Source organism: Arthrobacter sp. TJ-178 (assembly GCF_058269275.1).
The window spans coordinates 101,039-125,615 of the sequence record NZ_JBZCNK010000003.1 but is presented as its reverse complement, the minus strand read 5'-3'; the positions used below and the strand labels follow the sequence as shown (position 1 = coordinate 125,615).

General features: G+C 64.3%; 23 protein-coding genes. 12 read left to right on the top strand and 11 right to left on the bottom strand.

From position 1 onward, the window contains the following. Window positions 1-107 precede the first annotated feature (107 nt). The gene (locus AC4D2Q_RS10110; protein ID WP_490946335.1) at window positions 108-548 is read left to right on the top strand and encodes an acyl-CoA thioesterase; all 441 of its coding nucleotides are present in this window, start codon (window positions 108-110) and stop codon (window positions 546-548) included. On the opposite strand, the gene AC4D2Q_RS10105 is transcribed toward AC4D2Q_RS10110, so the two are convergent. Both AC4D2Q_RS10105 and AC4D2Q_RS10100 read right to left on the bottom strand, forming a co-directional pair. Beyond that, window positions 489-1,595, bottom strand: coding sequence for an MBL fold metallo-hydrolase (locus AC4D2Q_RS10105; protein ID WP_490946334.1), 1,107 nt, complete (start codon window positions 1,593-1,595; stop codon window positions 489-491). The genes AC4D2Q_RS10110 and AC4D2Q_RS10105 overlap by 60 nt on opposite strands. Beyond that, entirely contained in the window at window positions 1,592-2,386 is a 795-nt protein-coding gene (locus AC4D2Q_RS10100) for a hypothetical protein (RefSeq protein ID WP_490946333.1), read from the bottom strand. Before AC4D2Q_RS10100 ends, AC4D2Q_RS10105 begins: the two co-directional genes overlap by 4 nt. Window positions 2,387-2,562: 176 nt before the next feature. Between AC4D2Q_RS10100 and AC4D2Q_RS10095 the strand changes: the two genes are divergently transcribed. Genes AC4D2Q_RS10095 through AC4D2Q_RS10065 form a run of 7 tightly spaced genes read left to right on the top strand, consistent with a single transcriptional unit; the run spans window position 2,563 to window position 9,231 of the window. Next, window positions 2,563-4,254, top strand: coding sequence for an AMP-binding protein (locus AC4D2Q_RS10095; RefSeq protein ID WP_490946332.1), 1,692 nt, complete (start codon window positions 2,563-2,565; stop codon window positions 4,252-4,254). Beyond that, the gene (locus AC4D2Q_RS10090; RefSeq protein ID WP_490946331.1) at window positions 4,254-4,832 is read left to right on the top strand and encodes an FAS1-like dehydratase domain-containing protein; all 579 of its coding nucleotides are present in this window, start codon (window positions 4,254-4,256) and stop codon (window positions 4,830-4,832) included. The genes AC4D2Q_RS10095 and AC4D2Q_RS10090 overlap by 1 nt, the downstream gene beginning before the upstream one ends. Next, window positions 4,829-5,305 (top strand): Zn-ribbon domain-containing OB-fold protein, encoded by a 477-nt coding sequence (locus AC4D2Q_RS10085; protein WP_490946330.1) that lies wholly within the window; start codon window positions 4,829-4,831, stop codon window positions 5,303-5,305. The genes AC4D2Q_RS10090 and AC4D2Q_RS10085 overlap by 4 nt, the downstream gene beginning before the upstream one ends. Next, a complete protein-coding gene (locus AC4D2Q_RS10080) occupies window positions 5,302-5,721 on the top strand; it encodes a hotdog family protein (protein ID WP_490946329.1) in 420 nt (139 codons plus the stop codon). The genes AC4D2Q_RS10085 and AC4D2Q_RS10080 overlap by 4 nt, the downstream gene beginning before the upstream one ends. Then, window positions 5,718-6,896, top strand: a complete 1,179-nt coding sequence (locus tag AC4D2Q_RS10075) for a lipid-transfer protein (protein ID WP_490946328.1) — start codon at window positions 5,718-5,720, stop codon at window positions 6,894-6,896. Before AC4D2Q_RS10080 ends, AC4D2Q_RS10075 begins: the two co-directional genes overlap by 4 nt. A 15-nt stretch (window positions 6,897-6,911) precedes the next feature. Further along, window positions 6,912-8,129, top strand: coding sequence for an acyl-CoA dehydrogenase family protein (locus AC4D2Q_RS10070; RefSeq protein ID WP_490946327.1), 1,218 nt, complete (start codon window positions 6,912-6,914; stop codon window positions 8,127-8,129). After that, window positions 8,110-9,231 carry an acyl-CoA dehydrogenase family protein gene (locus AC4D2Q_RS10065; RefSeq protein ID WP_490946326.1) on the top strand — a complete coding sequence of 374 codons (1,122 nt, stop codon included), beginning with the start codon at window positions 8,110-8,112 and terminating at the stop codon, window positions 9,229-9,231. Before AC4D2Q_RS10070 ends, AC4D2Q_RS10065 begins: the two co-directional genes overlap by 20 nt. Before the next feature lie 83 nt (window positions 9,232-9,314). Here AC4D2Q_RS10065 and AC4D2Q_RS10060 read toward each other — a convergent pair whose 3' ends face one another. The 3 genes from AC4D2Q_RS10060 to AC4D2Q_RS10050 are packed head-to-tail and all read right to left on the bottom strand — an operon-like array spanning window position 9,315 to window position 12,357. Then, window positions 9,315-10,853 (bottom strand): CotH kinase family protein, encoded by a 1,539-nt coding sequence (locus AC4D2Q_RS10060; RefSeq protein WP_490946325.1) that lies wholly within the window; start codon window positions 10,851-10,853, stop codon window positions 9,315-9,317. Between the two features lie 29 nt (window positions 10,854-10,882). After that, window positions 10,883-11,686: a polyphosphate polymerase domain-containing protein gene (locus AC4D2Q_RS10055; RefSeq protein WP_490946324.1), complete on the bottom strand. Its 804-nt coding sequence runs from the start codon at window positions 11,684-11,686 to the stop codon at window positions 10,883-10,885. Next, entirely contained in the window at window positions 11,683-12,357 is a 675-nt protein-coding gene (locus AC4D2Q_RS10050; protein WP_490946323.1) for a DUF4956 domain-containing protein, read from the bottom strand. The genes AC4D2Q_RS10055 and AC4D2Q_RS10050 overlap by 4 nt, the downstream gene beginning before the upstream one ends. Window positions 12,358-12,587: 230 nt before the next feature. Between AC4D2Q_RS10050 and AC4D2Q_RS10045 the strand changes: the two genes are divergently transcribed. Continuing rightward, window positions 12,588-13,235 carry a class I SAM-dependent methyltransferase gene (locus tag AC4D2Q_RS10045; RefSeq protein ID WP_490946322.1) on the top strand — a complete coding sequence of 216 codons (648 nt, stop codon included), beginning with the start codon at window positions 12,588-12,590 and terminating at the stop codon, window positions 13,233-13,235. A 51-nt stretch (window positions 13,236-13,286) separates the two neighbouring features. Here the strand turns inward: AC4D2Q_RS10045 and AC4D2Q_RS10040 are convergent, their stop codons facing one another. Continuing rightward, entirely contained in the window at window positions 13,287-14,621 is a 1,335-nt protein-coding gene (locus AC4D2Q_RS10040; protein WP_490946321.1) for an NtaA/DmoA family FMN-dependent monooxygenase, read from the bottom strand. Between the two features lie 193 nt (window positions 14,622-14,814). Here AC4D2Q_RS10040 and AC4D2Q_RS10035 point away from each other — a divergent pair, with 193 nt between their 5' ends. Further along, on the top strand, window positions 14,815-15,207 hold the full coding sequence (locus tag AC4D2Q_RS10035; RefSeq protein ID WP_490946320.1) for a MerR family DNA-binding transcriptional regulator: 393 nt from the start codon (window positions 14,815-14,817) through the stop codon (window positions 15,205-15,207). A 73-nt stretch (window positions 15,208-15,280) separates the two neighbouring features. Here AC4D2Q_RS10035 and AC4D2Q_RS10030 read toward each other — a convergent pair whose 3' ends face one another. Beyond that, entirely contained in the window at window positions 15,281-16,687 is a 1,407-nt protein-coding gene (locus AC4D2Q_RS10030; RefSeq protein WP_490946319.1) for a DHA2 family efflux MFS transporter permease subunit, read from the bottom strand. Window positions 16,688-17,659: 972 nt separating this feature from the next. Next, window positions 17,660-19,252: an ABC-F family ATP-binding cassette domain-containing protein gene (locus tag AC4D2Q_RS10025; protein WP_490946318.1), complete on the bottom strand. Its 1,593-nt coding sequence runs from the start codon at window positions 19,250-19,252 to the stop codon at window positions 17,660-17,662. Between the two features lie 263 nt (window positions 19,253-19,515). Here AC4D2Q_RS10025 and AC4D2Q_RS10020 point away from each other — a divergent pair, with 263 nt between their 5' ends. After that, a complete protein-coding gene (locus AC4D2Q_RS10020) occupies window positions 19,516-20,301 on the top strand; it encodes an SMP-30/gluconolactonase/LRE family protein (RefSeq protein WP_490946317.1) in 786 nt (261 codons plus the stop codon). A gap of 7 nt (window positions 20,302-20,308) precedes the next feature. On the opposite strand, the gene AC4D2Q_RS10015 is transcribed toward AC4D2Q_RS10020, so the two are convergent. The 3 genes from AC4D2Q_RS10015 to AC4D2Q_RS10005 all read right to left on the bottom strand — a co-directional run bounded on the left by AC4D2Q_RS10015 (window position 20,309) and on the right by AC4D2Q_RS10005 (window position 23,508). After that, a complete protein-coding gene (locus AC4D2Q_RS10015) occupies window positions 20,309-21,148 on the bottom strand; it encodes a carbohydrate ABC transporter permease (protein ID WP_490925333.1) in 840 nt (279 codons plus the stop codon). After that, window positions 21,141-22,112 carry a carbohydrate ABC transporter permease gene (locus AC4D2Q_RS10010; RefSeq protein ID WP_490925332.1) on the bottom strand — a complete coding sequence of 324 codons (972 nt, stop codon included), beginning with the start codon at window positions 22,110-22,112 and terminating at the stop codon, window positions 21,141-21,143. The genes AC4D2Q_RS10015 and AC4D2Q_RS10010 overlap by 8 nt, the downstream gene beginning before the upstream one ends. 76 nt (window positions 22,113-22,188) lie before the next feature. After that, window positions 22,189-23,508: an ABC transporter substrate-binding protein gene (locus tag AC4D2Q_RS10005; protein ID WP_490946316.1), complete on the bottom strand. Its 1,320-nt coding sequence runs from the start codon at window positions 23,506-23,508 to the stop codon at window positions 22,189-22,191. 367 nt (window positions 23,509-23,875) lie between these two features. Here AC4D2Q_RS10005 and AC4D2Q_RS10000 point away from each other — a divergent pair, with 367 nt between their 5' ends. After that, window positions 23,876-24,505: a TetR/AcrR family transcriptional regulator gene (locus tag AC4D2Q_RS10000; RefSeq protein ID WP_490946315.1), complete on the top strand. Its 630-nt coding sequence runs from the start codon at window positions 23,876-23,878 to the stop codon at window positions 24,503-24,505. Window positions 24,506-24,577 lie beyond the last annotated feature (72 nt).

Below are 24,577 nucleotides of genomic sequence, written 5' to 3'. Positions count from 1 at the left end.
TCCTGCCCTCTTCTCGCAACGGTGCGGATGGTTTACCGTACCAAACAAGTGCTTGTTTGTCGCGTGGTGATACGGTCTGACCCCACAAGGTCAGGGAGGACGGGAAAATGGCAGGTATTTCGGAAACAACGACGGGTGAACGCCCGCCACTGCTGCATGAGCACACCCGGCGGCTGAGCTACGCGGACACCGATCCGGCCGGGATTCTCTACTACGCGGCCTGGTTCCCCCGCATGGAAGCGCTGCTAACGGAATGGCTGTTCCTGCAGGACCTGCGTCAGGACACCCTCCTGGAGAGATTTGGCTGGTGGACCGTCTCACGGGCAACGCACTGCGACTACCTCGCCGCCGCCCGCCTCTTCGATGAGATCACCATCGAACTAAGGCTGGGCGAGATCGGCACATCCTCGGTGCGCTTCGACTTCGACATGCGGCGCCGTGCCGATGAGACCCTGGTGGCCACAGCCTCCACTTGGCTGGTTACGGTGTCAGCGGACCAGCGTCCCGTCCGCATCCCCGAGATCCTGCGCCAGTGCCTTGCCGGCTGACCCCTGATGATCCGCCAGCAGCTGCTCCAGCCGGCCGCTGCGCGCCAACTCCAGGTGCATCTCGGTCTGGCGGAGGGCCGAGTACAGGAAGAAGCCCTCAAGCCGGTCCCGGCCCGGAGTCCAGTGAAGGCGCTGCGCGTACTCCCACACCGGGGCGTTCCCCAGCTCCGGCAGCAGGTCCGCCACGGAACGGGTGCGGCGCAGGTGGTGGGCGGCAATATCTTCGGCGCGCGCGGACAAACCGCGGAAACGGTACTCGTGGCCGGGCAAGACCTCGTAGTCGTTCCACCGCCGCATCCTCTGCAGCGATGCCAGGAAATCAGGAAGCGGGTGGGCATCGGGAAGGGCACCCAGACCCACGCCGGAGTAGATCTGCGGCAGGACGTGGTCACCGCCGTACACGACCTGCCGGTCATTGTCGGCGAAACACAGATGCCCTCCGGTGTGGCCGGGCGTCGCCAACGGCAGCAGACGGTGGCCGCCCAGGTCCAGCGTTTGAGCATCCTCGAGCAAAATGTCCGGTTCAACATCAGCGAACATTGGTGCCCGCCTGAAGGAGGCCTCCAGCTCTTCCCGGCGCTCCGCCGGAACACCCCATTCCTTCAGGACCCGCGCATAAGCCTCCCTGTCGCGCCGCCACGGACCCAGCTGATGAGCCAGCACCTCACGTTCGGCCCGGGAGAAGGCAATTTGCGCACCGGTCATGTTCCGGAGCCGGTCAGCGATGCCGAGGTGGTCCGGATGATGATGCGTGGCGATGATCGTGGAGAGCTGCTCGAGCGGCAGGCCGATTGACTGCAGGGATGCGCGGAGGGCGGCCAGGTTTTCCGCCGAGTCCCAGCCCGGATCTAAAAGGTGGAACGCCCTGCCGGAGATCAAAACGTAGGTGAGCGTGTAACTGACGCCAACTCCGGGGATGGGCGCGGCGATGGCCCAGACATCCCGTGCCACCGGCTCCGGCTCCGGCAGCCGCCCGGCCCGCAGGGCAGCATGCTGGGCCGCGCTGGTGGGCCGGACACCTTCAATGCTGATTCTGCCCGCGGTCATGACTGCTCCCAAGGATTGATGCTGCACAGCGAAGCGGAAAACAGCACCTCTCCGACACTCTCCGGTGCCGCGGGGTCGGCGTTGATACTGTGTTCGGCAGTCCGGATGGCTTCTCCGGTGGATACCGGTTCACCGTCCAAATACAGCAGGCGGATGCGCAGTCCGCCCGGAGGTTCCTCCAGCACCCCGCTGAACGGCAGCGTGCCGTGCTGCTGGGGGTGGCTGAAGGAAAAAGTCCAGGCTCCGGCCACTCCGCCGACGTCGAGCAGCTCCGGAATCAGCCGGGTATCCTCCCACGCAAAGCAGTCGTGGGTCCGGCGCCCGTGCGGGTCCGCATAGCGCGTCAGGGTGAGGTGCAGGCCGCGGTTGGGGCGGTAGGGCAGCACATCCGGTCCCACCAGGACCCGAGACGCCGCATAGCCCTTCACTGGACGGAAGAATGCCAGCAGCGGGCGCCGAACGCCCGGAATGATGGGGCCGCGGCCCCACTGGAAAGAGGCTTCACCGAGGCGGTCCCACGCCGCGACGCTCTCCCGGACAGGATCTCGAAACCAGTACATCGCGACGTAGTCCGCGGCGCTGACCGGTGATTTCCCCGCCGGCTCCTGCGGGAAGTCCGGCGCAGGCCCGGAGTCCCCCTCCCGGACCCGGGCCCATCTGTCGCCCCAGGCCACGCCGGGCAGGGCGAGGTTCTCCGGCAGATGGTCCAGCTGGTGCCAGCGGTTGTAGGCCTCGTGCGAGGAGGGAACGGTGAGTTCAACGAACGAAAAAAATGCCAGGTCGGCGAGCATCGGCTTCCCTCTGTAGCGAGCACATGTTTGGTCAGGCTAGCAGGGCGCCCGCCGCCGTGAAGCGGCTGGCCGCCGGTCGCCGTCGTCCGAATTCCACCCAGTGGGACCAACCTCAAGCGCCGTGAAACTTCGCCTAGCGTAAACCGGAACGAGCAGTGACAAATTGAGAGGATGCCGTGCGAACGTACGCAGAAGTGGTTCGAAGCCGCGCACAGGACGAGCATGTCGGCCTTCGTTTTGAGGGGCGGAGCTGGACCTGGGCCGAGGTTGTCGCGGAGGCTTCGGCAAGGGCAGACATTCTGGACGGGATGGAGCCCGGTGCCGGCCGCAGCCAGATCCACGTGGGTATCCTGCTGCAGAACACGCCGGACTTTGTCTTCTGGCTCCTGGCGGCAGCGCTGAGCGGCGACGTAGCCGTGGGCATCAATCCCACCCGGCGCGGCAGCGAACTCACCCACGACATGGCGCACGCCGACTGCGACCTTCTCATCAGCGAACCTCTGTATCTGGAGGCGGAAGACCGCCCGGAGCTGCCGCTGCCGGCCGGCCGTATCTTCGACGTCGAGTCCAAAGATTACGCTCGGCTGGTTGCCGCCCATGCCGGCGCTCCCCTGCCGGCCGAACTTCCCGATCCCGCCTCGCTTTATCTGCTCCTGTTCAGCTCCGGTTCCACCGGAGCCCCCAAGGCAGTGATTTGCACGCAGGGCCGCCTTGGCGCCCTCACCCTGACCATGAAGGACCGCATTTCACTGCACCGCGGGTCGGTCAGTTACCTGCACCTGCCCCTGTTTCACGGACACTCCATCATGATGAACCTTGCCACCGCCGCCGAAGTCGGTGCCACGGTGGTCATGGTCCGGAAGTTCTCCGCCAGCCGTTTTTCCCGAGACATCCGCGAACACGGCGTCACTTTCCTCAACTATGTGGGACGTGTGCTCAGCTATGTGCTCGCCCAGCCCGAGGACCCGGCCGACGGCAAGAACTCCCTGGAGGTCGCCTTCGGTTCGGAGGCATCCCCGGCCGAAGCCGAGGCCTTCCGCAAACGGTTCAACTGCGAACTGCGGGAAGGATTTGGTTCCAGCGAGGGTATTGTCCGCATTGTCCCGGTGCCGGGGGCGCCGTCGGACTCTCTGGGGCTTCCCGCTTCCGGGATGACGGTGGAGATCCGCTCGGACGACGGCGCCGAGTGCCCGCGGGCCCGGTTCGACTCCGGCCGCCGGCTGCTCAACGCGGAGGAAGCTATCGGAGAGATCGTGGTGGTGGGAGCCGGCCCGCGCTTTGAGGGTTACTACAACAATCCCGGGGCGATGGCGGACCGCCTGCGTTTTGGCGGGGAGGACTTCTGGACCGGCGACCTCGCGTACCGGGACGAGGACGGGTACTTCTACTTCGCCGGACGCACCTCCGATTGGCTCCGTGTCGACGGTGAGAATTTCTCCACCGCTCCCGTCGAACGGATCATTTCGGCGTATCCGCCGGTATCCGGTGTCCATGCCTTCGCCGTTCCCGATCCGCAGACCGGCGACCGGCTGATGTGCGCCCTGGTCCTCCGCCCGGGTTGCAGCTTCGATCCGGAAGAATTTGCTGCCTTCCTCGACGCCCAGCCGGCCCTCGGCACCAAGTGGCGCCCCACCTTCGTCCGCATCATCGACAAGGCTCCGGTCACCGCAAACGAAAAGATCGACAAGGCTCCGCTGCGCCGGACGGCGTGGGAGGCCGACGGCGTGTGGTGGGCGCAGGACCGCACCAGCCCGTTCCGGCCGCTCAGCGAAGAGCAGCGCGAGGACATCCGGGCGGAGTTTGTTGCCGCCGGACGTATCAACTCCCTCCCGGCCGCGTCGCAGGACCTCGTCGGGGCAGGTGTCTGATGACAACCATTGACAACTCGGATCGCACCCTCAGCACCCTCAGCGCCGAGGAGCTCCAGCGCTTTGCCGGCACCGTTGCCGAACCTCCCCGCGTTGCCCGTTACGGGGTCTCGGAGGCGATGATCCGCAACTGGGCCGAAGCCCTCGATGACCGGAACCCTGTCTACGTTGACGGCGCCGCGGCACGGGAAACGGGCCGCGGCGGCATCATTGCTCCCCCGGCCATGGTTTCCACGTGGGTCATGTCCGGGTACCGCCGCTGGCGCGACGTCCAGCGCGCCCGGGCTGAGGGCGTGGTGGAAGCCACCCCCTATGCAGAGCTGCTGTTCCTGCTGGACCAGGCCGGATACACCTCCGTGGTTGCCACGCAGATGGAGCAGAACTATGAGCTGGAGCTGACCGTGGGCATGGACATTACCTGCCACATCACGATCGATTCCGTCGTCGGGCCCAAGAAGACCGGACTCGGCGAGGGCTTTTTCATCACGCTCGGAAAACGCTATGAAGACGCCGAACAGCACACCGTTGCCACCGAGAAGTTCACGCTGCTGCGGTTCCGGCCCAAGGAGAACTCATGACAGCCCCAGATACTCAGACAACGCCGGGCACGGCAGTTCCGCCGATCGTCCATACGCAGGACAACGTGTTCTGGTTTGACGCCGCCGCCGAGGGCCGCCTGGTTGTCCAGCGCTGCACCGGCTGCGAAACGCTCCGCCATCCGCCGGCCCCCGCGTGCCCCCGGTGCCGCTCCTTCGAATGGGACTCGGTTGAATCTTCACGGCAGGGCACCCTCCACAGCTGGACCGTGGTGCATCACCCCAAGGACCCTGCCTTCACGTATCCGCTGCTGGTGGGCCTTGTCGACCTGGATACCGGAACCCGTCTGGTGGCCGATTTCGAACCCACTGACCTGGCGGACCTTTCGACTGACTGCGCCGTGGAGGTGTATTTCGCCGAGCACGCCCACGGTGAGATGCTGCCCCGGCTGCGGCTCGCGCGGAACAGCCGGCAGGAAAACGCACAACCGCAGCAAGGAGTGTCAGAAGCATGAACGGATTCGCCCCCGGAGATCAGCTGCCCGAGCTCGACATTCCGGTTGACCGCACCCTGATTGTCGCCGGAGCCATCGCCTCGCAGGACTTCGAAGACGTGCACCACGACCCGGGTGCGGCAGTTCGCCGCGGATCTCCGGACACCTTCATCAGCATCAATACGTCCAACGGCCTGGTGGGACGGTACATCACCGACTGGGCCGGGCCCGGCGCGCGGCTGCTGTCGGTTGCCCTCCGCCTCGGAATGCCCCTGTACCCCGGCGATGTCCTGCACCTCACCGGTGAGGTGCTGCACCCCGCCCGCGAAGCGCAGGACCAGGAACCGGTCACCGTCAAGGTCACCGGTTCGCACACCCGCGGCACCCACGTCACGGCAACCGTCAAGCTGGCCCTGCAGCAGGAGGCCGCAGCATGAGCGGCTTCTCCGGCAAAGCTGCCATCGCCGGCATCGGCGCCACCGAATTCTCCAAGGACTCCGGGCGCAGCGAGTGGCGGCTGGCCTGCGAAGCCGTGCTCGCGGCACTGGCCGATGCCCGGATCGGCGTGGAGGAAGTAGACGGTTTTTCCCTGTTTTCCATGGAAAACAATCCGGAAATTGCCGTGGCCCGGGCCCTTGGCATCCCGGAGCTGAAATTCTTCAGCCGCATTCCGCACGGCGGCGGCGGGGCCTGCGCTCCGGTGCAGCAGGCGGCCATGGCCGTAGCCAGCGGAGTTGCCGACGTCGTCGTCGTTTACCGTGCCTTCAACGAACGCTCCGGCCACCGCTTTGGCTCCGGGCCCCCGCAGTTCGCCTACGCCAACACCACCGACCAGGAGTACCGCAACTGGATCAATCCGTACGGACTGCTGACGCCCGCGGCGCAGGAAGCGTTTCTGGCCCGGCGCTACATGCAGGAGTTCGGCGTGACCAGCGCCGACTTCGGCCAAATATCAGTGCTGTCCCGCAAACACGCGGCCAACAATCCGCGGGCATGGTTCCATAACCGTCCCATCACCATCGAAGACCATCAGGCGTCGCGGATGATTGCTGATCCGCTGCGCCTGCTGGACTGCTGCCAGGAAACCGACGGCGGGCAGGCGCTGGTGATCGTCAGCGCCGAACGCGCCCGGGACCTGCCGCATCCGCCGGCCATCATCACCGCTGCGGCGCAGGGCGTGGGGCCGCAGCAGATCTCGATGAGCAGCTACTACCGCGAGAACATCGACGAGATGCCCGAGGTTGAGCTGGTGGCCCGGCAGCTGTGGCAGCAGGCCGGGCACGGACCCGAGGGCATTGACGCCGCCATCCTGTATGACGCCTTTACGCCCATGGTCCTGCTCCAGCTCGAAGAGTACGGCTTCTGCAAGCGCGGAGAAGCCAAGAACATGATTGCCGACGGCGCATTGGAACTTACCGGCACCCTGCCCATCAACACGCACGGCGGGCAGCTCGGCGAAGGCTACCTGCACGGCGTGAACGGCATCGCGGAGGGCGTACGGCTCATCCGCGGCACGTCGGTCAACCAGCCGCCCAAAGACCTTGCCAACGTGCTGGTCACCGGCGGTTCACCCGTGCCGCACAGTGCACTCATCCTTGCCACCGACCACTGAAGCCCAGGAGCGACAATGAACCCCGATCTTTCACCCGCATCGAAGCAGCTGCGCGCTGACCTGCGTGCCTACTTCGCCCGGACCATCAGCGCGGAGGATGCCCGCGACCTCGTGGAACAGACTGAAGGCGGCCCGACCTTCAGCCGGATCCTGAAGCAGATGGGCGCCGACGGCTGGCTGGGACTTGGCTGGCCCGTGGAATACGGCGGCCGCGGCGAGGATCCCGAGGCCCAGTTTGTGTTTTACGACGAAGTCATCCGGGCCAACGCTCCCCTGTCCCTGGTCAGCCTCAACACGGTGGCCCCCGCGCTGATGAAGTACGGCACGGCGGAGCAGAAGGCGTTCTTCCTGCCGCCGATCCTGGCCGGCGAGCTGATGTTTGCCATCGGTTACTCCGAACCCGGTGCGGGCACCGACCTCGCCTCGCTGCGCACCACGGCGCGGATTGAAGGGGACGAGCTGGTCATCAACGGCAACAAGCTTTACACCAGCGCCGCCATTTTCGCGGACTGGATCTGGCTTGCCGTCCGCACGGATCCGGACGCACCGCGCCATAAGGGTATTTCCGTGGTCATGGTACCCACCACGGCCCCGGGATTCTCCGCCACCGAGATCCACACCGTGGGCGGCATCAGCACCGCCGCCACCTACTACGAGGACGTCCGGGTGCCGCTGAGCAACGTTGTCGGCGAACTCAACGAGGGCTGGCGGATGATCACCAACCAGCTCAACCACGAGCGGGTCGCACTGGCGGCCCGCGGCGGGATCGCCAATGAACTGTTCAGCCAGGTCCTGGAATGGGCGCGCACCGAACCCTACGGTTCCGGCCATGTCCTGGACCTTCCGTGGGTGCGTTCCACCCTCGCTGAGGTGTACGCCCTGCTCTCGGCAACCGAGCTCATGAACCTCCGGCTGGTGGCCGACGTCGCTGCCGGCACCCTGGGCGGCGGCGACGCAGCCGCAGCAAAGGTGATCGGGACGGAAAGCGTGGTGGAGGTGTACGGCAAGCTGCAGGAAGTGCTGGGGGTGGCCGGTCTCCTGCGGACCGGTTCCACTGGCGCCGCCATCAACGGCCGGGTGGAAACACTTGCCCGCCGCGCCCAGAACAATACGTTCGGCGGGGGCAGCAACGAGGTCCTCCGCGATCTGGTTGCCGGGAAGGCGCTGGGAATGACAGTTGCGGCACGCCGCCAGGAGAAGAAGGAAGAGACCAATGCAGTTCGAACTCGATGAGGACCTGCGCGAGGCAGCGCAGCTTGCAGGGGAAGTCTTTGCACAACTGGCCAGCACCGTGCGGGTCCGGGACGTGGAATCGCGGCAGGGCGGCCACGACGAGGAGCTGTGGGGCATCCTCGCTGAAACCGGAATCCTGGGGTTGGCACTGCCGGAGGAACACGGCGGTTCCGGCCTGGGCATGCTGGGCCTCGCAGCGGTACTGGAGCAGCAGGGACGGCGGGTTGCCCCTGTTCCGTTTGCGGCCGCCGTCGCCATGGCCGCCTTGCCCCTGGTGCGCTGGGGAACGCCCGCACAGCGGGACCGCTGGCTTCCCGGGTTCCTGGAGGGAAAGCTCCTGGTGGTGGGAGCCATTGATGCCGGCGTGGACGGTGACAACGCAGTCCGCGGCGAACGCGACGGCGAGGGCTGGCGGATCAGCGGCACGTTGACGGCAGTGCCGGGTGCGCTGCAGGCCGCTGCTCTGCTGGTTCCGGTGATGACGGACGGCGGCGTGATCGCCGTGCTCCTGCCGACGGACCGGGATGGCGTTCAGCGCGAGAGCGTTTCCATGACGAACCATGCAGCTGCCGCGGCGGTCACGCTCACTTCGGTGCAGGTCAGCGCGGACGAGGTTCTTCCGGGCGGCGGGGCGGCCATTGCGCAGGCCCGCACGCTGGGGCGGATTGCCCTGGCCGCCGTGCAGTCGGGGGTCTGCGAGGAAGCAATCGCCATCACCGCGGCGTACACCTCTGAGCGGATCCAGTTCAACCGCCCGCTCTCCGCCAATCAGGCGGTGTCTGCACGCGCAGCGGACGCGCATCTGGACGCCGAGCGCATCAAGCTCACCACCCGGCGGGCTGCCTGGCTCGTTGACCAGAACGACGACGGCGCGGAAGCGGCATCGCTTGTTGCCTCCTGGTGGGCGGCACACGGCGGGCTGCGCGTAGTACACGCCACCCAGCACCTGCACGGCGGCATGGGCGCGGACATTGACTACCCGATCCACCGGTACTTCCTGTGGGGCCGCCAGAACGCATATTCGCTCGGCAGTGCGCCGGTGCTGATGGCCGAACTCGGATCAATGCTCGAGACGGTGCCCATGATCGGAACCCCGGCCTAACCTGGCTTAACGTGCCGAGCGGCCCCGGAAAATTTCTTCCGGGGCCGCTCGGTTTACAGCTGACTTGATGGCAGCCGCCTCGGTCAGCCTTCCGCAGCCGGAGCCGCATCCGCAGTGAAGAACTTCGAGATGTTTGCTGCTTCTTCCCGGACCGTTTCGGCGGGCACCAGGTCCGTTGCCTGTTCGGTGAGCAAATTGGTCCACTTATCGAGGATCTCCTGCGCCTCCCCGGAATCGTAGAGCTCGGTCCGCAGGCTTGCCAGCTTGGACTCGTAGAGAGCCTTGAATTCGGTATCGGCCAGGAAGCGGCTGGCCAGGGCATTATCCATGCTCATCCCGGCACCGCCAGGGATGCCCATGCCCTCCGGCGGCTGCATCCCCTCGGGCGGTGCTGCTCCGTCCGGCAGCTGCATTCCCTCCGGCGGTTGCATTCCCTCCGGCCGCTGCCCGCCGTCGGGCATCTCTGCTCCACCAGGCATGCCGCCGCCGCCCATGGACCCGAAGGTCATGTTCAGGTCCCAGGTGACAACCGTCATCAGACCCGTGCCGGAGTCATAACGCAGATAGGAATTATTGCCGGGCCCGTCGATATCATCCATGTTGCCCATGAGGTCCTGGGCAGCCAGATAAGCGGCGAAAGCGTCAGTGTCGAGATACTCGCCGAGCCGGCTGTTGAAGTCCTCATCGGAAGAGTTGTTGATGAAGTCGAGGAACTTCATGACGGGCTGCAGGTCCTCCTCGCCCGTCTTCTGCTCAAAGACATCCTTGTAGTCCTCGGCATTGTCGCCGCGGTAGCTGTAGTCGCCTCCGCTTTCAGCCTTGTAGATGCTGCCGTCCCCGCCGAAGGTCTCCTCGTTCCATTCCTCATCGTCCGGGCTCTCGATGATCAGACGCAGCTCCTGCTTGCTGTCGTTGACGCTGAACCGTGCGGCGGAGGCCTCGAGTGTTGCAAGATCAGCGGCGCCCGTCAGCTCCAGGGCCAGTGCTTCGTTCAGGGAAGACTCGCTGTTGTTGCCGCGGACCACCAAGTCAGTCCGCCCCTGGTACTGCTGCCCGTCCACGAATTTGTCGGTGCGGATAAGCCAGGGAAGCGTTTCGGGTGAGTCAGACGTGCCGTCCCCGTCGCCGCTGTCCGGCGCCGGTGCCTCGGTCTGTGTTTCGGTTTCGGTCCCAGTTTGGGCTTCAGCCGGTGAATCGGCCCCAGCGGCACCGGGTGGGCCGCCCTGCCCGCCGGACAGGCCCATCAGGCTGGAGTTGCCCTTGAGCCGAAGCCCCACGTTTTCCAGCGTGGTTCCGTCGATCGTCACCGTCGCGGAAATCCAGTCCTTGTCCTGTGACTCGGAGTAGGCAGCGAGCATTGCCTGATAGTCCTCGTCGTTGAAGTGCACACTCACGTCATGCACCTGGCTGTCGTCAAAAAAAGCCACTGCTGCCGATGAGGCTGCACCGGTGGATGTTCCGTTGGAGGATGCGCCGGTGGAATTGCCGGCTCCGGAGGTCGAGCAGGCGGCCAGACCCAGGGCAGCGGCCAGGGCAGTGGCAGTCAGGACGGTGCGCGGCCAGGGGGTACGGACTGCTCTGCTGAGTGCGGATCCGGGGGAAGCCGAAAGGGATGAAAACACGGTGTTGCTCCTTGCAGGGGGAAAGAGAGTTAAACGGCAGTTGCCGGACGCAGCGGAAAATCACGCATGAGAGTGCGGTGCCACCTGTTGGCGGGCAGTCGTGGAGTGAGGGCGGCCAGGCCGGTGGCGAATTTGGAAATGCGGGAGGGACGGACACCGTGTTCCCACAGATGGCGGTCCAGCGCACCGGCGGTGGAGCCCGATTTCGTTTCGACAACCACCTTCCGGTCCAGCGTCCAGCCGGGGCGTCCCGGCAGGGACCAGGTGACATCGGAATCGATGGTGGCCCGGCTTCCTGACCCGGGAAGATACAGAGTGGTCCGCGCGTAACCGGTTTCCAGCACCGGGTGCAAAGCACCAAGATCCGGCAGGGGACCGGCAGCGGCGAGGGTTTCCGCTATGTACTCCAGCCCTTCGGCGGTGATTCGGCTGCGGTCTTCTCCGGCGTAGGGAATCCGCTCCTTGACGGTGGCCGCACGGGCTCCTTCGGTCTTGACCTCAAGGAAACTGGTTGCGCTGTCCACATAGGTTCGGGTGCGGATCTTGTAGCGGCGCCGCCGGCCGTATGCTGCCAGCAGATAGCTGTCCAGTCCGGGAGTATCGAAATACACGGAGTCGTAGGTGAAGGAGCGCCGCCCGTCCATTTCCAGGACCAGTGCACGGTCCGGCAGGGTCCCCAGAATGCGGTCTGCCAGAGCGGCATCCACCAGATATTTGCGGTCCACCCGGGTTTGGAGCGCTGCGGCCCCGTTGAGTTCCTCCAGCCCGACGGCGGGGAGGGTATCGGCGAAGGTCAGCCGCAGGTTCGGACCGGACGCAGGAGCCGTGTTCATGAGATGCGGGCGGGGAAGGCTGGATCCGCCTGCTCGCCGGCGGCGTCGTCGTCGTCGGCCAGAGGCACTGCGCCGGGGACCCGGGAGGACGCGGGATCCGTGGCGGAGCTGAAAGAACCGGACGGAACGGCGGGGATGGAGAACTTGACGTTGACGAACGTCTTGTCATTGACCAGGTCCAGTTCGGTCACGGTGGCAGCATGGATCTTTCCGCCCAGCACCTCGGCCAGGCGGGCATGCAGCTCGTCTTCCCTTGCAATGGCACGGTCCAGGACAACGGTTTGATGCCGGTAGGCCGGGAGGACCCGGGGATGGTCGCCCACAAACATGACGGCCAGGATCAGTGCCATCAGCGCCGGAGCCAGCCACAGCGGGCTGCTGCCGATACCGGAGATCAGGCCCAGGGCCAGTGCGGAGAAGTAATACGCCACCTCATGCTGCTCCAGCTCGGTGGAACGCAGCCGGATGATGGAAAGCACACCGAACAGTCCCAGCCCGAGACCGGCGCTCGCCGCTGACCCGCTCAGCGATGCCGCCACGGCAAACACTCCGATGTTGATGCCCAGATAGGAGACAGCCAAGTCCCGGCGGCGGTGACGGCGGAGGTACAGGCCGAAGGTCAGCAAAAAAATTGCGGCGATATCCGCCGCAACCATGATCAGGATATTCATTAACGGCTCTTTCAAAAGGTCAGATGGGGTGCGGAACCATCCTGTCGCAGGGACCTATGACAGAGCTGTGGATAAGCCCAGACGCAAATTTGCGCCGAAATTGCAGGTTGCCGTTATGGCACGGCGGCTTGCAGAAAGCCTCGTGGATTCGGGACGATCAAAGCTGATGAGTCGACCGGCGCTCCCCCCTCCCCCCCGCGCCGTGTGGACCGGAAGGAGCTGCATCTGCCATGGGGCACGATTTCGACAAAGACTATTGGGAACATCACTGGGAACAGGGCGCCGAAGCCCAGCCCGGCATTGAGCCCGGAACACCGGAAGCGGACCAACCGAATCCGTACCTGGATCACGAGACAGCCGACCTGACGCCGGGCACGGCGCTGGATGCCGGCTGCGGAACCGGCACTGAAGCCATCTGGCTGGCCAAACACGGCTGGAAGGTGACCGGCGCCGACATTTCCCGGACGGCACTGGATCAGGCTGCCGCCCGGGCGGCAGCACAGGGTTTGGGCGGTGAAGTCACCTGGATTGCGGCGGACCTCGTGTCCTGGGAACCCGAGCACCCCTTCGACCTGGTCACCACCCACTATGCGCACCCGGTGATGGAGCAGCTGGCCTTCTACCGGCGCGTGGCCGGCTGGGTTGCTCCCGGGGGCACGGTGCTCATTGTCGGGCACCGGCACGACGGCGGCGCAGGACACGGAGAACAGCCACCGCCGGAAGCAACCGTCACGGTCTCCGACGTGGCCGCCGCCCTGGACCCTGCCATTTGGCTTCTCGATACCGCGGAAGAGCACGAGCGCACCGTGGTGGGACCGGACGGAACAGGCCATGTTCTTCACGACGTCGTCGTGCGGGCAACCCGGATCGCTGAGTAGGCCGCCTCACCGGAACACGATTCCTCCGCCAACGGATCGAAGCGGATTTTGCTATGTGACGCGATCCGTGAGGCGTGTGTCGAGCCCGTACTGGGCTGGTGCACCGAGGTGGTCGCGGAGGGTGCTGCCTTCGTAGTCCCGGTGGTAGATTCCGCGGTCCTGCAGAAGGGGGACAACCTCGTCAACGAAGGTGTCGATGCCATCTTCGTTGACGTCGATAGACACCCAGAAACCGTCGCAGGCGCCCGCGTCAAACCATTCCTGCATGTGATCCGCGGTGGCCGACGCGTCACCGACAGGGGTGGGGTGGTAATCGATGACCCCGTGGGCCAGAATGTCGCGGATGGTCCACCCTTCCCGTGCTACCTGCAGTGCTCGAGCGGAGCGGGGATCGAAAGGACTCGGTGAGGCGGTCTGCAGCTGGGCGGGTGTCAGGGGTTCATCGAGTTGACCGGCGTCGAGCTGCAGGTTCAGCATCGAGCCGAGGTAGGGCACGCGTGATGCTGCTGTGAGCACACCCAATTGGACACGTCGGTCGAGTGCGGCTCGTTTGTTCTTGCCGATGGCAGGCATCACTCCTGCGAAGAACTTGATCTCGTCCGGGCTCCGGCCTGCCCTTTGGGCGGCATCACGGTAGGCCTGGCGCTGGTTGCGGGCTTCCTCGATGGTGAACACTGCTGCAATGACGCCGTTGGCGTAGCGGCCGGCCAGTTCGAGCCCGTTCTCGCCTCCACCGGCGGAAAAGATGACGGGTTGGCCCTGCTCAGAGGGCGGGATGGGGAGCGGCCCGCGTGAGGCGACATACTCACCTTGCAGGTTAATGGGCTGGATCTTATCGGGGTCGGCGAAGCGACCGGTATCCCGGTCCTTGATCCACGCATCCTGCTGCCAACTTCCCCAGAGAGCCTGAGCGATCTGGATGGTTTCGTGGGCGCGCTGGTATCGCTGCGGCCGGGGCGCGATGGCCTGTCCGAAGTTCGCTGCAGCGTTAGGGTCGCTGGTCGTCACGGCGTTCCACCCGGCACGGCCGTGGCTCATCACGTCAAGGGCCTTGAACTGGCGGGCGAGATTGAAGGGTTCGTTGAACGTTGTAGAGCCGGTGGCGACAAGACCGATGCGCTCCGTGGCGCGGGCGATCGCTGCAAGGGTCATCATGGGTTCGAGGGTGATCTGGGGGGCTTCGAGATCCAGACCGGACTGCAGACCGGGGAAATCCGGAAGGAACAGGAAAGCGAACTTCCCGCGTTCGGCGGCCTGGGCGTAGCGGACCTGAGCGTCGAAGCTGGTGTAGTTTGCCGGGTCCACACCTGGTGCACGCCAGGCGGAGCCCTGCGATCCGTATCCGTTACCCAGATGCATACCCAGAATCATGTGTGACTTGGTCATTGGCTCTCCTCGTACAGCTGTTCTCATGTGCTGCTTGTGATGGTGTTCGACGTCGTGCTTGGTGTGGCGTCCAGGATGTGGCGGGAATGAGCCCCCCTGGTTCGCCTTAGGGATGTCCAGCTTGTCCAGTGTCAACGTTGCCATTAGTGTTAAGGTCAAATTGTGCTGGGTGCGGAGATTCGGGGAGGGTTTTGTGCGTATCGGTGAGCTCGCGAAGAAAACCGGCATTCCTGCCCGGATGCTGCGGTACTACGAAGAACAGGGCCTCATTTCACCGCGTCGCTTGGCTAATGGCTACCGGGCGTATGACGAATATCTGGTTGATCGAGTGATGAAAATCCGGGGCCTGGTGGATACCGGAATTCCGACGCGCATCATTGCTGACATCCTGCCGTGCCTCGATAAGCCACAAACGATCGTTGTGAGGAATGCCGAACCCGGGCTGCGGGAGCTCCTGTCCACGGAGCGGGACCGCATGACGGAGAAGATCGACTTCCTCATTCACAACCGCGACTCGATTACCCGATACATCGAAGCGATCGACCGTGCTGCCGTCTCTCCGCACCAATCAGCACATGCGGGATAGAGCACTGATATCCCGAGGCAAGTGAGCCGGAAGCGTCTCGCTGACGCTTCCGGCTTTGTCGTCACAGCTCTGCTCAGGATTCGTCTGTCGCGGGGCGGGCCTTACTGACGAACAGTGTGCCGATGACGGCACCGAGTGCGAGAACCGCGGCGACGGTGAATGCGCCTCGTCCGGCGGCGGTGCTCTGGGCGAGGTCGAGCGCTCCGGCGTGGGCTGCGTTCGCTCCAATAGTGAAGGCGGAGATGAGGATCGCGCCGCCGGCGGCGCCGGCCAGTTGCTGGACAGTAGAGAAGGCCGCGGTGCCGTGGGAGTACAGCTCGGCTGGTAATGAGCCCAGGGCTGATGTGGTCATCGGAGCCCACATCAAGGCCTGAGTTCCGGTGATCACCAGATACGTACCCAGGGCCACCCATACGCTGGTGTTTTCGTTGATGGTGGTCAGGAACCAGATGGAGGCCGCCCAGATGATCGAGCCGGGAATCGCCAGCGGCTTCGGCCCCACCTTGTCATAGATTCGCCCGCCCAGTGCAGAGACAATCGCGATCATGGCTCCCCCGGGGAAGAGGAACAGGCCCATCTGCAGGGTGTTCAGTCCGAGGACGGCGGTCAGGATCAGAGGTAGAACGAGGACAACTCCGAAGCCGTTCATTGCGACGAAGGTCATCACAATCGTCGGCAGAACGTAGCCGCGTGTCTTGAAGATTCGCATGTCCAGGAATGCTTCCCTGTGCCTCTGCAGCCTGATCTGACGATAGACGAACGCGCCGACGCCGATCACTCCGATGAGGATCGGAATGTACGGCGCGACAGGTGCATGGCCGGAGACTGACTCGCCGATGGATGCCAGCCCGAAGACCAAGCCGCCGAAACCGATGATGGACAGCAGCAGAGAGACCACGTCCAGAGTTACGCGCTCAGGTACGGTGACGTTCCGCAGCTTCACGGCAGCGAGGATCAATGTCGCGACGATGATCGGCAGCATGAGGATGAACAGCCACCGCCAGCTCAGCTGGGACAGGATCAGCCCGGAGACCGCGGGGCCGACCGCCGGGGCGATGGCGGGAACCGCCGTGACCAGGGCCATCATCCTGCCCCGGCGCGAGACGGGCACCAGGCGCATGGTGGTAGTGATGAGCAGAGGCACGAACACCGCGGTGCCTACCGCCTGGATGATACGTCCGGCCAAGAGGACACTGAATCCCGGAGCGATAACGGCGATGACCGTACCGATCAGGAACAGCGTCATGGAACCAAGGAAGATCGCACGGGTAGTGAACCTTCGCATCACGAACCCGGTAGCAGGAATAAGCACGGCCAATGTCAGCAAGTAACCCGTCGTCAGCCACTGACCGGTCGTGGGAGTGATGTCCAGGTCGGCAATCAGCGTCGGCAGGGCTACGCCGAGCATCATTTCGTTCAGCAGGACAACGAAGGTTGAGACCATCAGCAGCCCGATGATCATCGCGCTGCCTGGCGCCATCCGATCATCGGACCCGACGGGGCGGGTGCCGTCAGCAGTCCCTGGAGGAGTGGCTTCTACAGTGGACTCGTTTGGGCTTGGTGCCGGCATGGGGCTCTCCTGATTGTGGAAGGGTCTCGGAAACGGAGTCGGCCGTAGGATCGTGTATCCGCACTCGACGGCGAGTTTCCGGCGTGCATGGGGGGCGATTCGGGAACGAGTAGTCGAGCTGCGTTCCACCAGATCGTCGAAAAGACTTCTGCGAGTTGTGGATGCGCTGTGTGCGGGCCGAAATCCGCTCGTGCGCGACAGCAGGCTCGGGCAGAGCGGACAGATCTCGGGAACTCACGAAACAATCGTGCAACCTTCCCATAAGTGAGAAGGTCAAATCCGTCCGGAAGAATGTGGCGAAGAGCACTCATTGATGCCACCTACCGTGGCGGCATGGAACTACGGTGCGGTTTCGATATGCCCATCTGGACCAGTACTTGGTTGGCCAGGCAGGGTCTTATTGAGCACCTGTAGATACAGCCGGCCTCGGATTTCGGCGGCGATGATTGAACGAGCTGTCTACGGCGCCGCTGCTCCGGCCAGGATAAGTCTGGCGTTCATGGACCAGAGGAGCGGCAGCCTCAGCTCCCTGCGCAGATCGGCAGGCAAACGGCCGGATCCGCGGCGTACCCGGCCAAGCTGTTCAGAAAACAGGGCGAATCCGGCGTTGTTTGGAGGCCGAGACTACGTGGAACAGCCACAGGGCCTCCGCCGGCGGCTGGCTGTAACCGAGCCAGAAGCGGGCGGTCAGCAGCACGGCCGCCGACACTTCCACCAGCAGGGAACTTTTTCACCACACCCAGAACCATCGATGAGATGTGGCCGCCGCCGAGGCAAAGGATATGGGCCCGGCCCCCCGGTCCGGTGACGCACAGCGATGACGAGGCGGTAAAGAAGTTTCGCCGGCTCTCCATGAGAGACGGCCTCCCGCCGAAGGACCGCCTACGCGACGCGCAGGTCAATCTCTCCGGGCGCGGCGCCGTCGGCACCGAACACCAGGTGCCGGTTGGCGATTTTGTCCGTGAAGAACCGGTCGTGGCTGACCACCACCACGGCTCCCGGGAAATGCAGCAGTGCCCGTTCCATGACCTGCGTGCTGGAGAGGTCCAGGTGGTTGGTGGGCTCATCGAGCAGCAGCACGGAGGCGCCGGAGAGCAGGCACTGGGCCATGGCAACCCGCGCCTTCTGCCCGCCGGAGAGGTTGCCGATCTTTTGCTTCAGGTCCGCCTCGGAGAACTGGAACATGGTCAGGAACCGGTTGACGGATTTCTTGGTGGCGGTCAGCGCCAGGCTGTCGGGCATGGCGTTGACCGAGTGGGTGACGGTGTCGTCGTCGTCGAGCTCCGCCAGCACCTGGTTGTAGGAGACCATCTTCGCCCCGTTTGCCCACGCCACCTTGCCGGCGTCGGCCTTTTCCTCGCCCGTCAGGACCCGCAGCAGCGTGGTTTTGCCGCTGCCGTTGGAGCCCAGGACCACCAGCCGGTCACCGCGGCGGATCTCGAAACTCAGGTCCTGGAAAAGCGTCCTGTCCCCGTAGGACTTGGCCACGGACTCCACCCGGCACAGGTTGTCCTTGACGTGCAGCCCGCCGTAAATTTCCGTGATGATCTGGTCCACCGGCCGCGGCGCGCGGGCCTTCTTGATCTTCGCGAGCTTGCTGTCCAGGGCGCCGCTGCCGGATTTAGCTGCCTCGCGCCGGTCCGAAATCCCTTCGGCCTCAAAAGCCAAAAGCTCGGATTCGTGCACGAACTGGGATGCAAGCGCCTTGAGCCGGAACTGTTTCTGGATCACATATTCGCCGAAGTTTCCGGGGTATTCGTGCAGATGGTAGTTCTCCACCTCGATGATGCGGGTCACCACGGCGTCCAGGAACTTCCGGTCGTGGGAGACGACGACGGCGGCGCCGCGGAAGTCGCGGAACCAGCCTTCCAGCCATTCGACGCCGGCCACGTCCAGGTAGTTGGTGGGCTCATCCAGCAGCAGCACGTCCGGGGCTTCCAGCAGGATCTTGGCCAGGGCAGCGCGGTTGCGCCAGCCGCCGGAGAGGGCGTCGATGGGGCAGGTACGGTGCGCTTCGCTGAAACCCAGAGTGGTCAGCGCGGCGTCAATCCGCCGGGGATAGTCCCAGCCGTCCAGCCGGTCCATGGTTTCGAACAGTTCCGACTGGCGGCGGATCAGCTTGTCCAGCGCCTTGGGCTCAGGATCTGCGGCGATGGCCTCGTCGATGGAGGCAAGCTCGGCTTCGGTGGCCTTAATCTCCACGAACAGGGCGTCCAGGACCTCGGTAATGGTGGATTCACCGTTGAGCTCGGAGAACTGGGAGAAGTAGCCGATCTTCAGGCCCTGTTCCAGCGTGACCGTGCCGGAGTCGGGAACCACCTGTTCCAGGATCAGCTTGAGCAGCGTGGACTTGCCGGAACCGTTCTTGCCGATCAGCCCCACCCGGTCCTTCGGTTCCAGGCGGAAGAAGGCCTCACGCAGGATCTGCGTCTTGTCGAAGCCAACGTTGACGTCCTGCAGCCGGATCAGGCTCATTCGGGGGTGTCCTCTCGGGGATGGAAGCTGGTGAACGGTGCCGGCGGGCGAAAGACCGCGCGGTCGGGTTGCTCCCGTTGACCAGCCACTCATCATATCGGGTGCGGGGACAGAGCCGGTTTCTCGAAAATGCAGGTTCCTGCGCTGCCCTGTTCGCGGGCACGCTCCCGCGCCATACTGGAAATTCCACGGCGGGTTCACCGTGATGGACGGAAAGAGGCGCGGAAATGGCCGAAGCGAAAACCCTCGTATCAGGACTCGGAATGGGAGAATCTGCACGCTGGCACCTCGGCGAGTTGTGGTTCGCGGACTGGACGGCCGGAACCATTTCAGCGCTGGACGCTGAAGGGACTGTTCGCCGGGTTGCGGGCGTGCCGTCCTCCCCCATCAGCTTTGACTGGCTGCCGGACGGACGCATGGCCGTGGTGTCCGGCAGCGATGCAACGGTTCTCCTGGAGATTCCCCATGCCGGCTTGGTTCCGCTGGCGGATCTGCAGGGAATCTCCGAGTATCCGTGGAACGAGATCGCGGCACATCCCTCGGGGAACCTCTACGTCAACGGGATCGGCTACGACTATTCCGGCGATGCGCAGGACAGCGGGGTTATTGCCGTGCTCCGGCCGGACGGTTCACTGGACCAGGTGGCCGAAGGACTGGCTTTCCCCAACGGCATGCTGGTTTCCGCGGACGGCAGGATGCTGGTGGTGGCGGAATCCAACGCCGGACGCCTCACGTCATTCACCATTCGGGAGGACGGGAGCCTCAGTGAGGGTTCCGTGTGGGCGGATCTGGCAGGAGGCGCTCCGGACGGCATCAGCTGGGACGGCAGCGGCGGCATCTGGGTTGCCGAAGTGCCCGGTGAGCGCTGCGTCCGGGTTGACCGGGGAGGGACAGTTCGGGACACGGTCCAGCTGGAGCAGGGCTGCTTCTCCTGTGCCGCCGGGGGCGACGACGGCGGTCTCCTGTTCATCATGACGGCCCAGTGGCCCCAGGTCATGGACCCCGCCGCCGGGAACACCGGCCGCATCCTGGGACTGCGGGTCAAATAGCCGCCGCCTACTTGATGGCTCCCGCCGTCAGGCCGGCAACGAAGCTGCGCTGCAGCAGGAGGAATCCCACCACCACGGGAATGCTGACCACCAGGGACGCAGCCATGATCTGGTTCCAATAGACGTTGGTCTGCGTTGAATACAGCTGTAGCCCCACCGCTAGCGTCCTATTCGCGTCAGTGGTCATCACGGAGGCAAACAGGACCTCTCCCCAGGCCGTCATGAAGGCATAGATGGCCACCGCAATCAGGCCCGGACGGGCGGCGGGAAGAACAACGCGCAGCAGTGCGCCCATCGGCCCGCAACCGTCCACTTTCGCTGCCTCATCCAGCTCCTGGGGAATGCCGTCAAAGTATCCGGACAGCATCCAGATGGCGAACGGCAGGGAGAACGTCAGGTAGGTGATGACCAGTCCCAGCCGGGTGCCGACCAGTTGGACGCCCAGTGTGGAGTTGATGTTCACGAAGATCAGGAACAGGGGAAGCAGGAACAGCACGCCTGGAAACATCTGTGTGGACAGGACTGTGGTGGAGAAGATGGTCCGGCCGCGGAAGCGGTACCGGGAGATGGCGTAGGCGGCGAAGATCGCTATCACCAGGCTCAGGATGGTGGCAGCGCCGGAGACGATGAGGCTGTTCACGAAATAGTCGGCCAGCCGCACGGTCTTCCACATGTCGATGAACGGGGCAAAGGTAAGGCTGGACGGCCACCAGCTGAAGGGTCCCTGGACATCGGAGAGCGGCTTCAGCGCCGAGGTGATCATCACGTACACGGGAACCGCCGTGAAGATGGTCAGGACAGTGATGACCACAATGCGGAAGTACTTTGCCCCGGTTGTTTCACGCACGGCGTGACCTCCTGTTGATGGTGAGCAGGTAGATGCCGGTAACTATGAGCAGGAAGATCAGCAGCAGCACCGACATCGCGGCGCCGGAGCCAAAGTTCCAGGTCAGGAAGGACGCGTTGTAGATGTGGAAGGAGATCAGGTCACCGGCGGGCGGCTGGGCCGTGCCGAAGAGGACAAACGGTGTGTTGAAGTCGTTGAACGTCCACAGGAACATGACCAGGATCAGTACCAGGTTCACCGGCCGGAGCATGGGCAGCGTGATGGAGGCCCACTGGCGCAGCGGCTTGGCGCCGTCAACGGCTGAAGCCTCGTAGACGTCGTCGGGAATGGACTGCAGGCCGGCCATGAGCATCAGGAAGGCGAAGGGCCACAGCCGCCACAGGGCCACCACCACAATGGAGACGAAAGCGTTGTCACCGATCAGCCAGAAGGGCTTGTCCCCGCCCAACCCCAGGTTGTCGTAGAGGAAGTGGTTCACGGCGCCGGTGTCTTTTTGCAGCATGAACTTCCAGGCGATGATGCCGGCGTACATGGGCAGGGCGTAGGGAACCAGGAACAGCGTGCGGAACAGGCCGCGTCCCCGGAACTTCCTCTGCAGGGCAACCGCCGCCGCCATACCCATGCCCCAGGCCAGTCCCACCACCAGGACGGTGAAGCCGCACGTGATCAGGAAAGAACGCAGCAGAGCTTCACCCACGGCCGCATTGAAGTCCAGTGCCACCTGGTAATTGGCGAGGCCCACAAAGGGAGCCTCTCCCCAGTTGGCAATGAAAGCCCTGGTGAGTTTGAGGAAGCTCATCCAAATACCGGTGAACATGGGAATCACATGGATCAGCAGTTCAAAAACGACGGCGGGGGCCAGCAGCGCGTAGGGCAGCCACCATCCGGCCGGCCGGGGCCTGCGGGGCTTTCGGACCGGGCCGTCCGGAGCCTTGGTTTCTTCAGCGGATATCGCAGTGGCCATGACAGCCCACTCCCCTTTCCTTGCCTGCACCGGAAAAGCCATCCCGGGTCCGCGCTCGCGGACCCGGGACACTGGATCAGCCCGCCGCTGCTACCTGCTCCTGCGCGGTCTGCATGGCGTTGCGGATGTCGTCAGTGCTCACCGTTCCGCCCGAGGCGATGGTGGCGAACATCTGGTTCATCGCATTGCCGACGGTGCTTTCAAACTGGTCTTCCGCCGGCACCAGAGGCAGCGGCTTGGACTTGGTGGCGTAGATATCCGCGAAGGTTGCGGCCTCTTCGGCATTGTCCGTGAAATTGGGCTGTGCACCGGTGAGGACCGGCAGTGATGCAAACGGACGTCCCAGTGCGGTCTGCGTGTCCTCACTGGTCATGAACTCCACGAACTTCATGGCCCCGTCTTCGTTGTCCGTATTGGCAAAGACGGAGAGGTTAATGCCCGCGACATGGCTGGCAACATCCGTGTCGGAATCAGCCGGCGCCGGGAACGCCACCACACCGTACTGATCGGCGGTCATTCCGTTGGCCGCAATGCTGTTGTTCGCGTTGTTCTGGTTGAGGATCATGGCCACCTTGCCGGTGGCGAAGTCATTGACGGCCCGGATGGCATTTTCATACTGGACGTTGGAGGTGTTGACCACCTTGTCCGTCTGCATGAGATCCAGGTAGCGCTTGATGCCGTCCACCACACCGTCGGACGTAAACGTTGCCTGGCCATCAGAATCGAAGAGGTCAGCACCGTTTTGGGCCGCATTGATGAAGGCAAAGTGTGCGTTCTCGGTGTAGCTGCCTCCGGCCAGTGCCAGTCCGTACTGGTCGCCGGTGGTGAGGGCCTTCGCGGAGGTGACGAGTTCCTCCCATGTGGTGGGCGGAGTCAGCCCCGCCTCCTCAAACATGGCTTTGTTGTAGTACAGCCCGTAGGCCAGACCGTAGAGCGGAACCGAGGTGGGGTCCTCCCCCGGTGCTCCGCCGGTATCCAGGGCTGCCTGGACAAACTTGTCCTTGCCGCCAATGGCTTCAAAGGCCTCGTCGTCAAAGGGCATGAAGGCGCCGGTGGACTGCAGGGACGCGGCCCACGTATTGCCGATGTTGACGACGTCGGGCGCCTGGCCCGAGGTGACGGCGGTTTGGATGCGGGTCTGGAGGTCATTCCAGCCAATCACCTCAAGTTCCACCGGTATGCCGGTTTCTTCGGTGAACTTTTCCAGCTGGGGAGTCAGTACTTCTCTGTCATTGTCCAGGCTTGTGCCCTGGTTGCTGGCCCAGTAAGTCAGGGTTTCCCCGCCGCTGCCAGCGGCGTCGGAGGAACCTCCATCGCCGCTGTCTCCGCCGCTGCAGGCGGTGGTCAGGACAAGCGTGCTGATGGCCGCGGCCGCGGCAAGCGAACGAATTTTCATGGATGACTTCCTTGTCTGGATCCGTTGGTGCCGTTAGCGGGGATGCGGCCTGCACCTCGAAGACGAGGGCCGGTGGAGGACTTTCCCGGCGGCTGCCGTTCGTGGCGGCGCCCTCCGGGCTCGGTGCATCCTTGATGCGTAATATCGGAGAAGTTTAGTCCTCCGGGTCGGAACCACAAGGTGTTCCGGCTAGGGAAAGCGCCGAAGCGGTGAGGATGCGACGGCGGTGCCAGGAGCAGGTGCCACTGCTAGGGTGGTTGCTGATCGCTTAGTTAGTGCGCCTGGTGTGCCGCAGGGATGAAATGCCGCCAAGCGGGACCGGGAAGACTGGAACTTGTAAGACTGGAACAACGGGAGGGCATCGGCCATGACTGATACGGCACAGCGGCTGCTCTCATCGGCCACGGCCGCCTTTGCTTCCAAGGGTTTCCACGGCACTACAACCCGGGATATCGCCAACGGCGCCGGAGTAACTCCGGGTGCCGTGTATGTGCACCACAATTCCAAGGAAGATCTCCTCTACAGCATTTCAAAACTGGGCCACGAGAAAACTCTTTCCCTGGTTCGGGAAAGCGCTTCCGTAACCGGTGACCCGGCCCTGCGAATGGCCGTTCTGGTGCGAAACCTGGTGCAGTGGCAGGCGGCCAACCACACCAGTTCCCGCGTGGTGAATTTTGAGCTTCCTGCTCTGAGCGCCGAGCATCTGGCCGAAGTACTCCGAATGCGCCATGAGGTGGAAGAAGAATTCCGCGCGCTTGTGGAGGCAGGCCTGGAGCAGGGTGTATTCACTGTTCCGGATGCGGGAATGGCGGTGGTCACCCTGCTGTCCCTGTGCATCGATGTGTCCCGGTGGTACCGGGAGGACGGGCGGCTCAGTGCCGCCGAACTCGGTGAGCACCACAGCCGCATGGCCCTGCGCCTGCTCGGGGTTGCTGAAGCCGACACCGCAGTGGAGCCCGGTCAGGGAAAGGGCACCCAGGAGCGCATCCACCCTTGACGTAACCGCCGGACAAGGGTGGGATCATGCTGTGGAACATCGGCTCATGCCGCTGCGTCCGCAGTGACACGG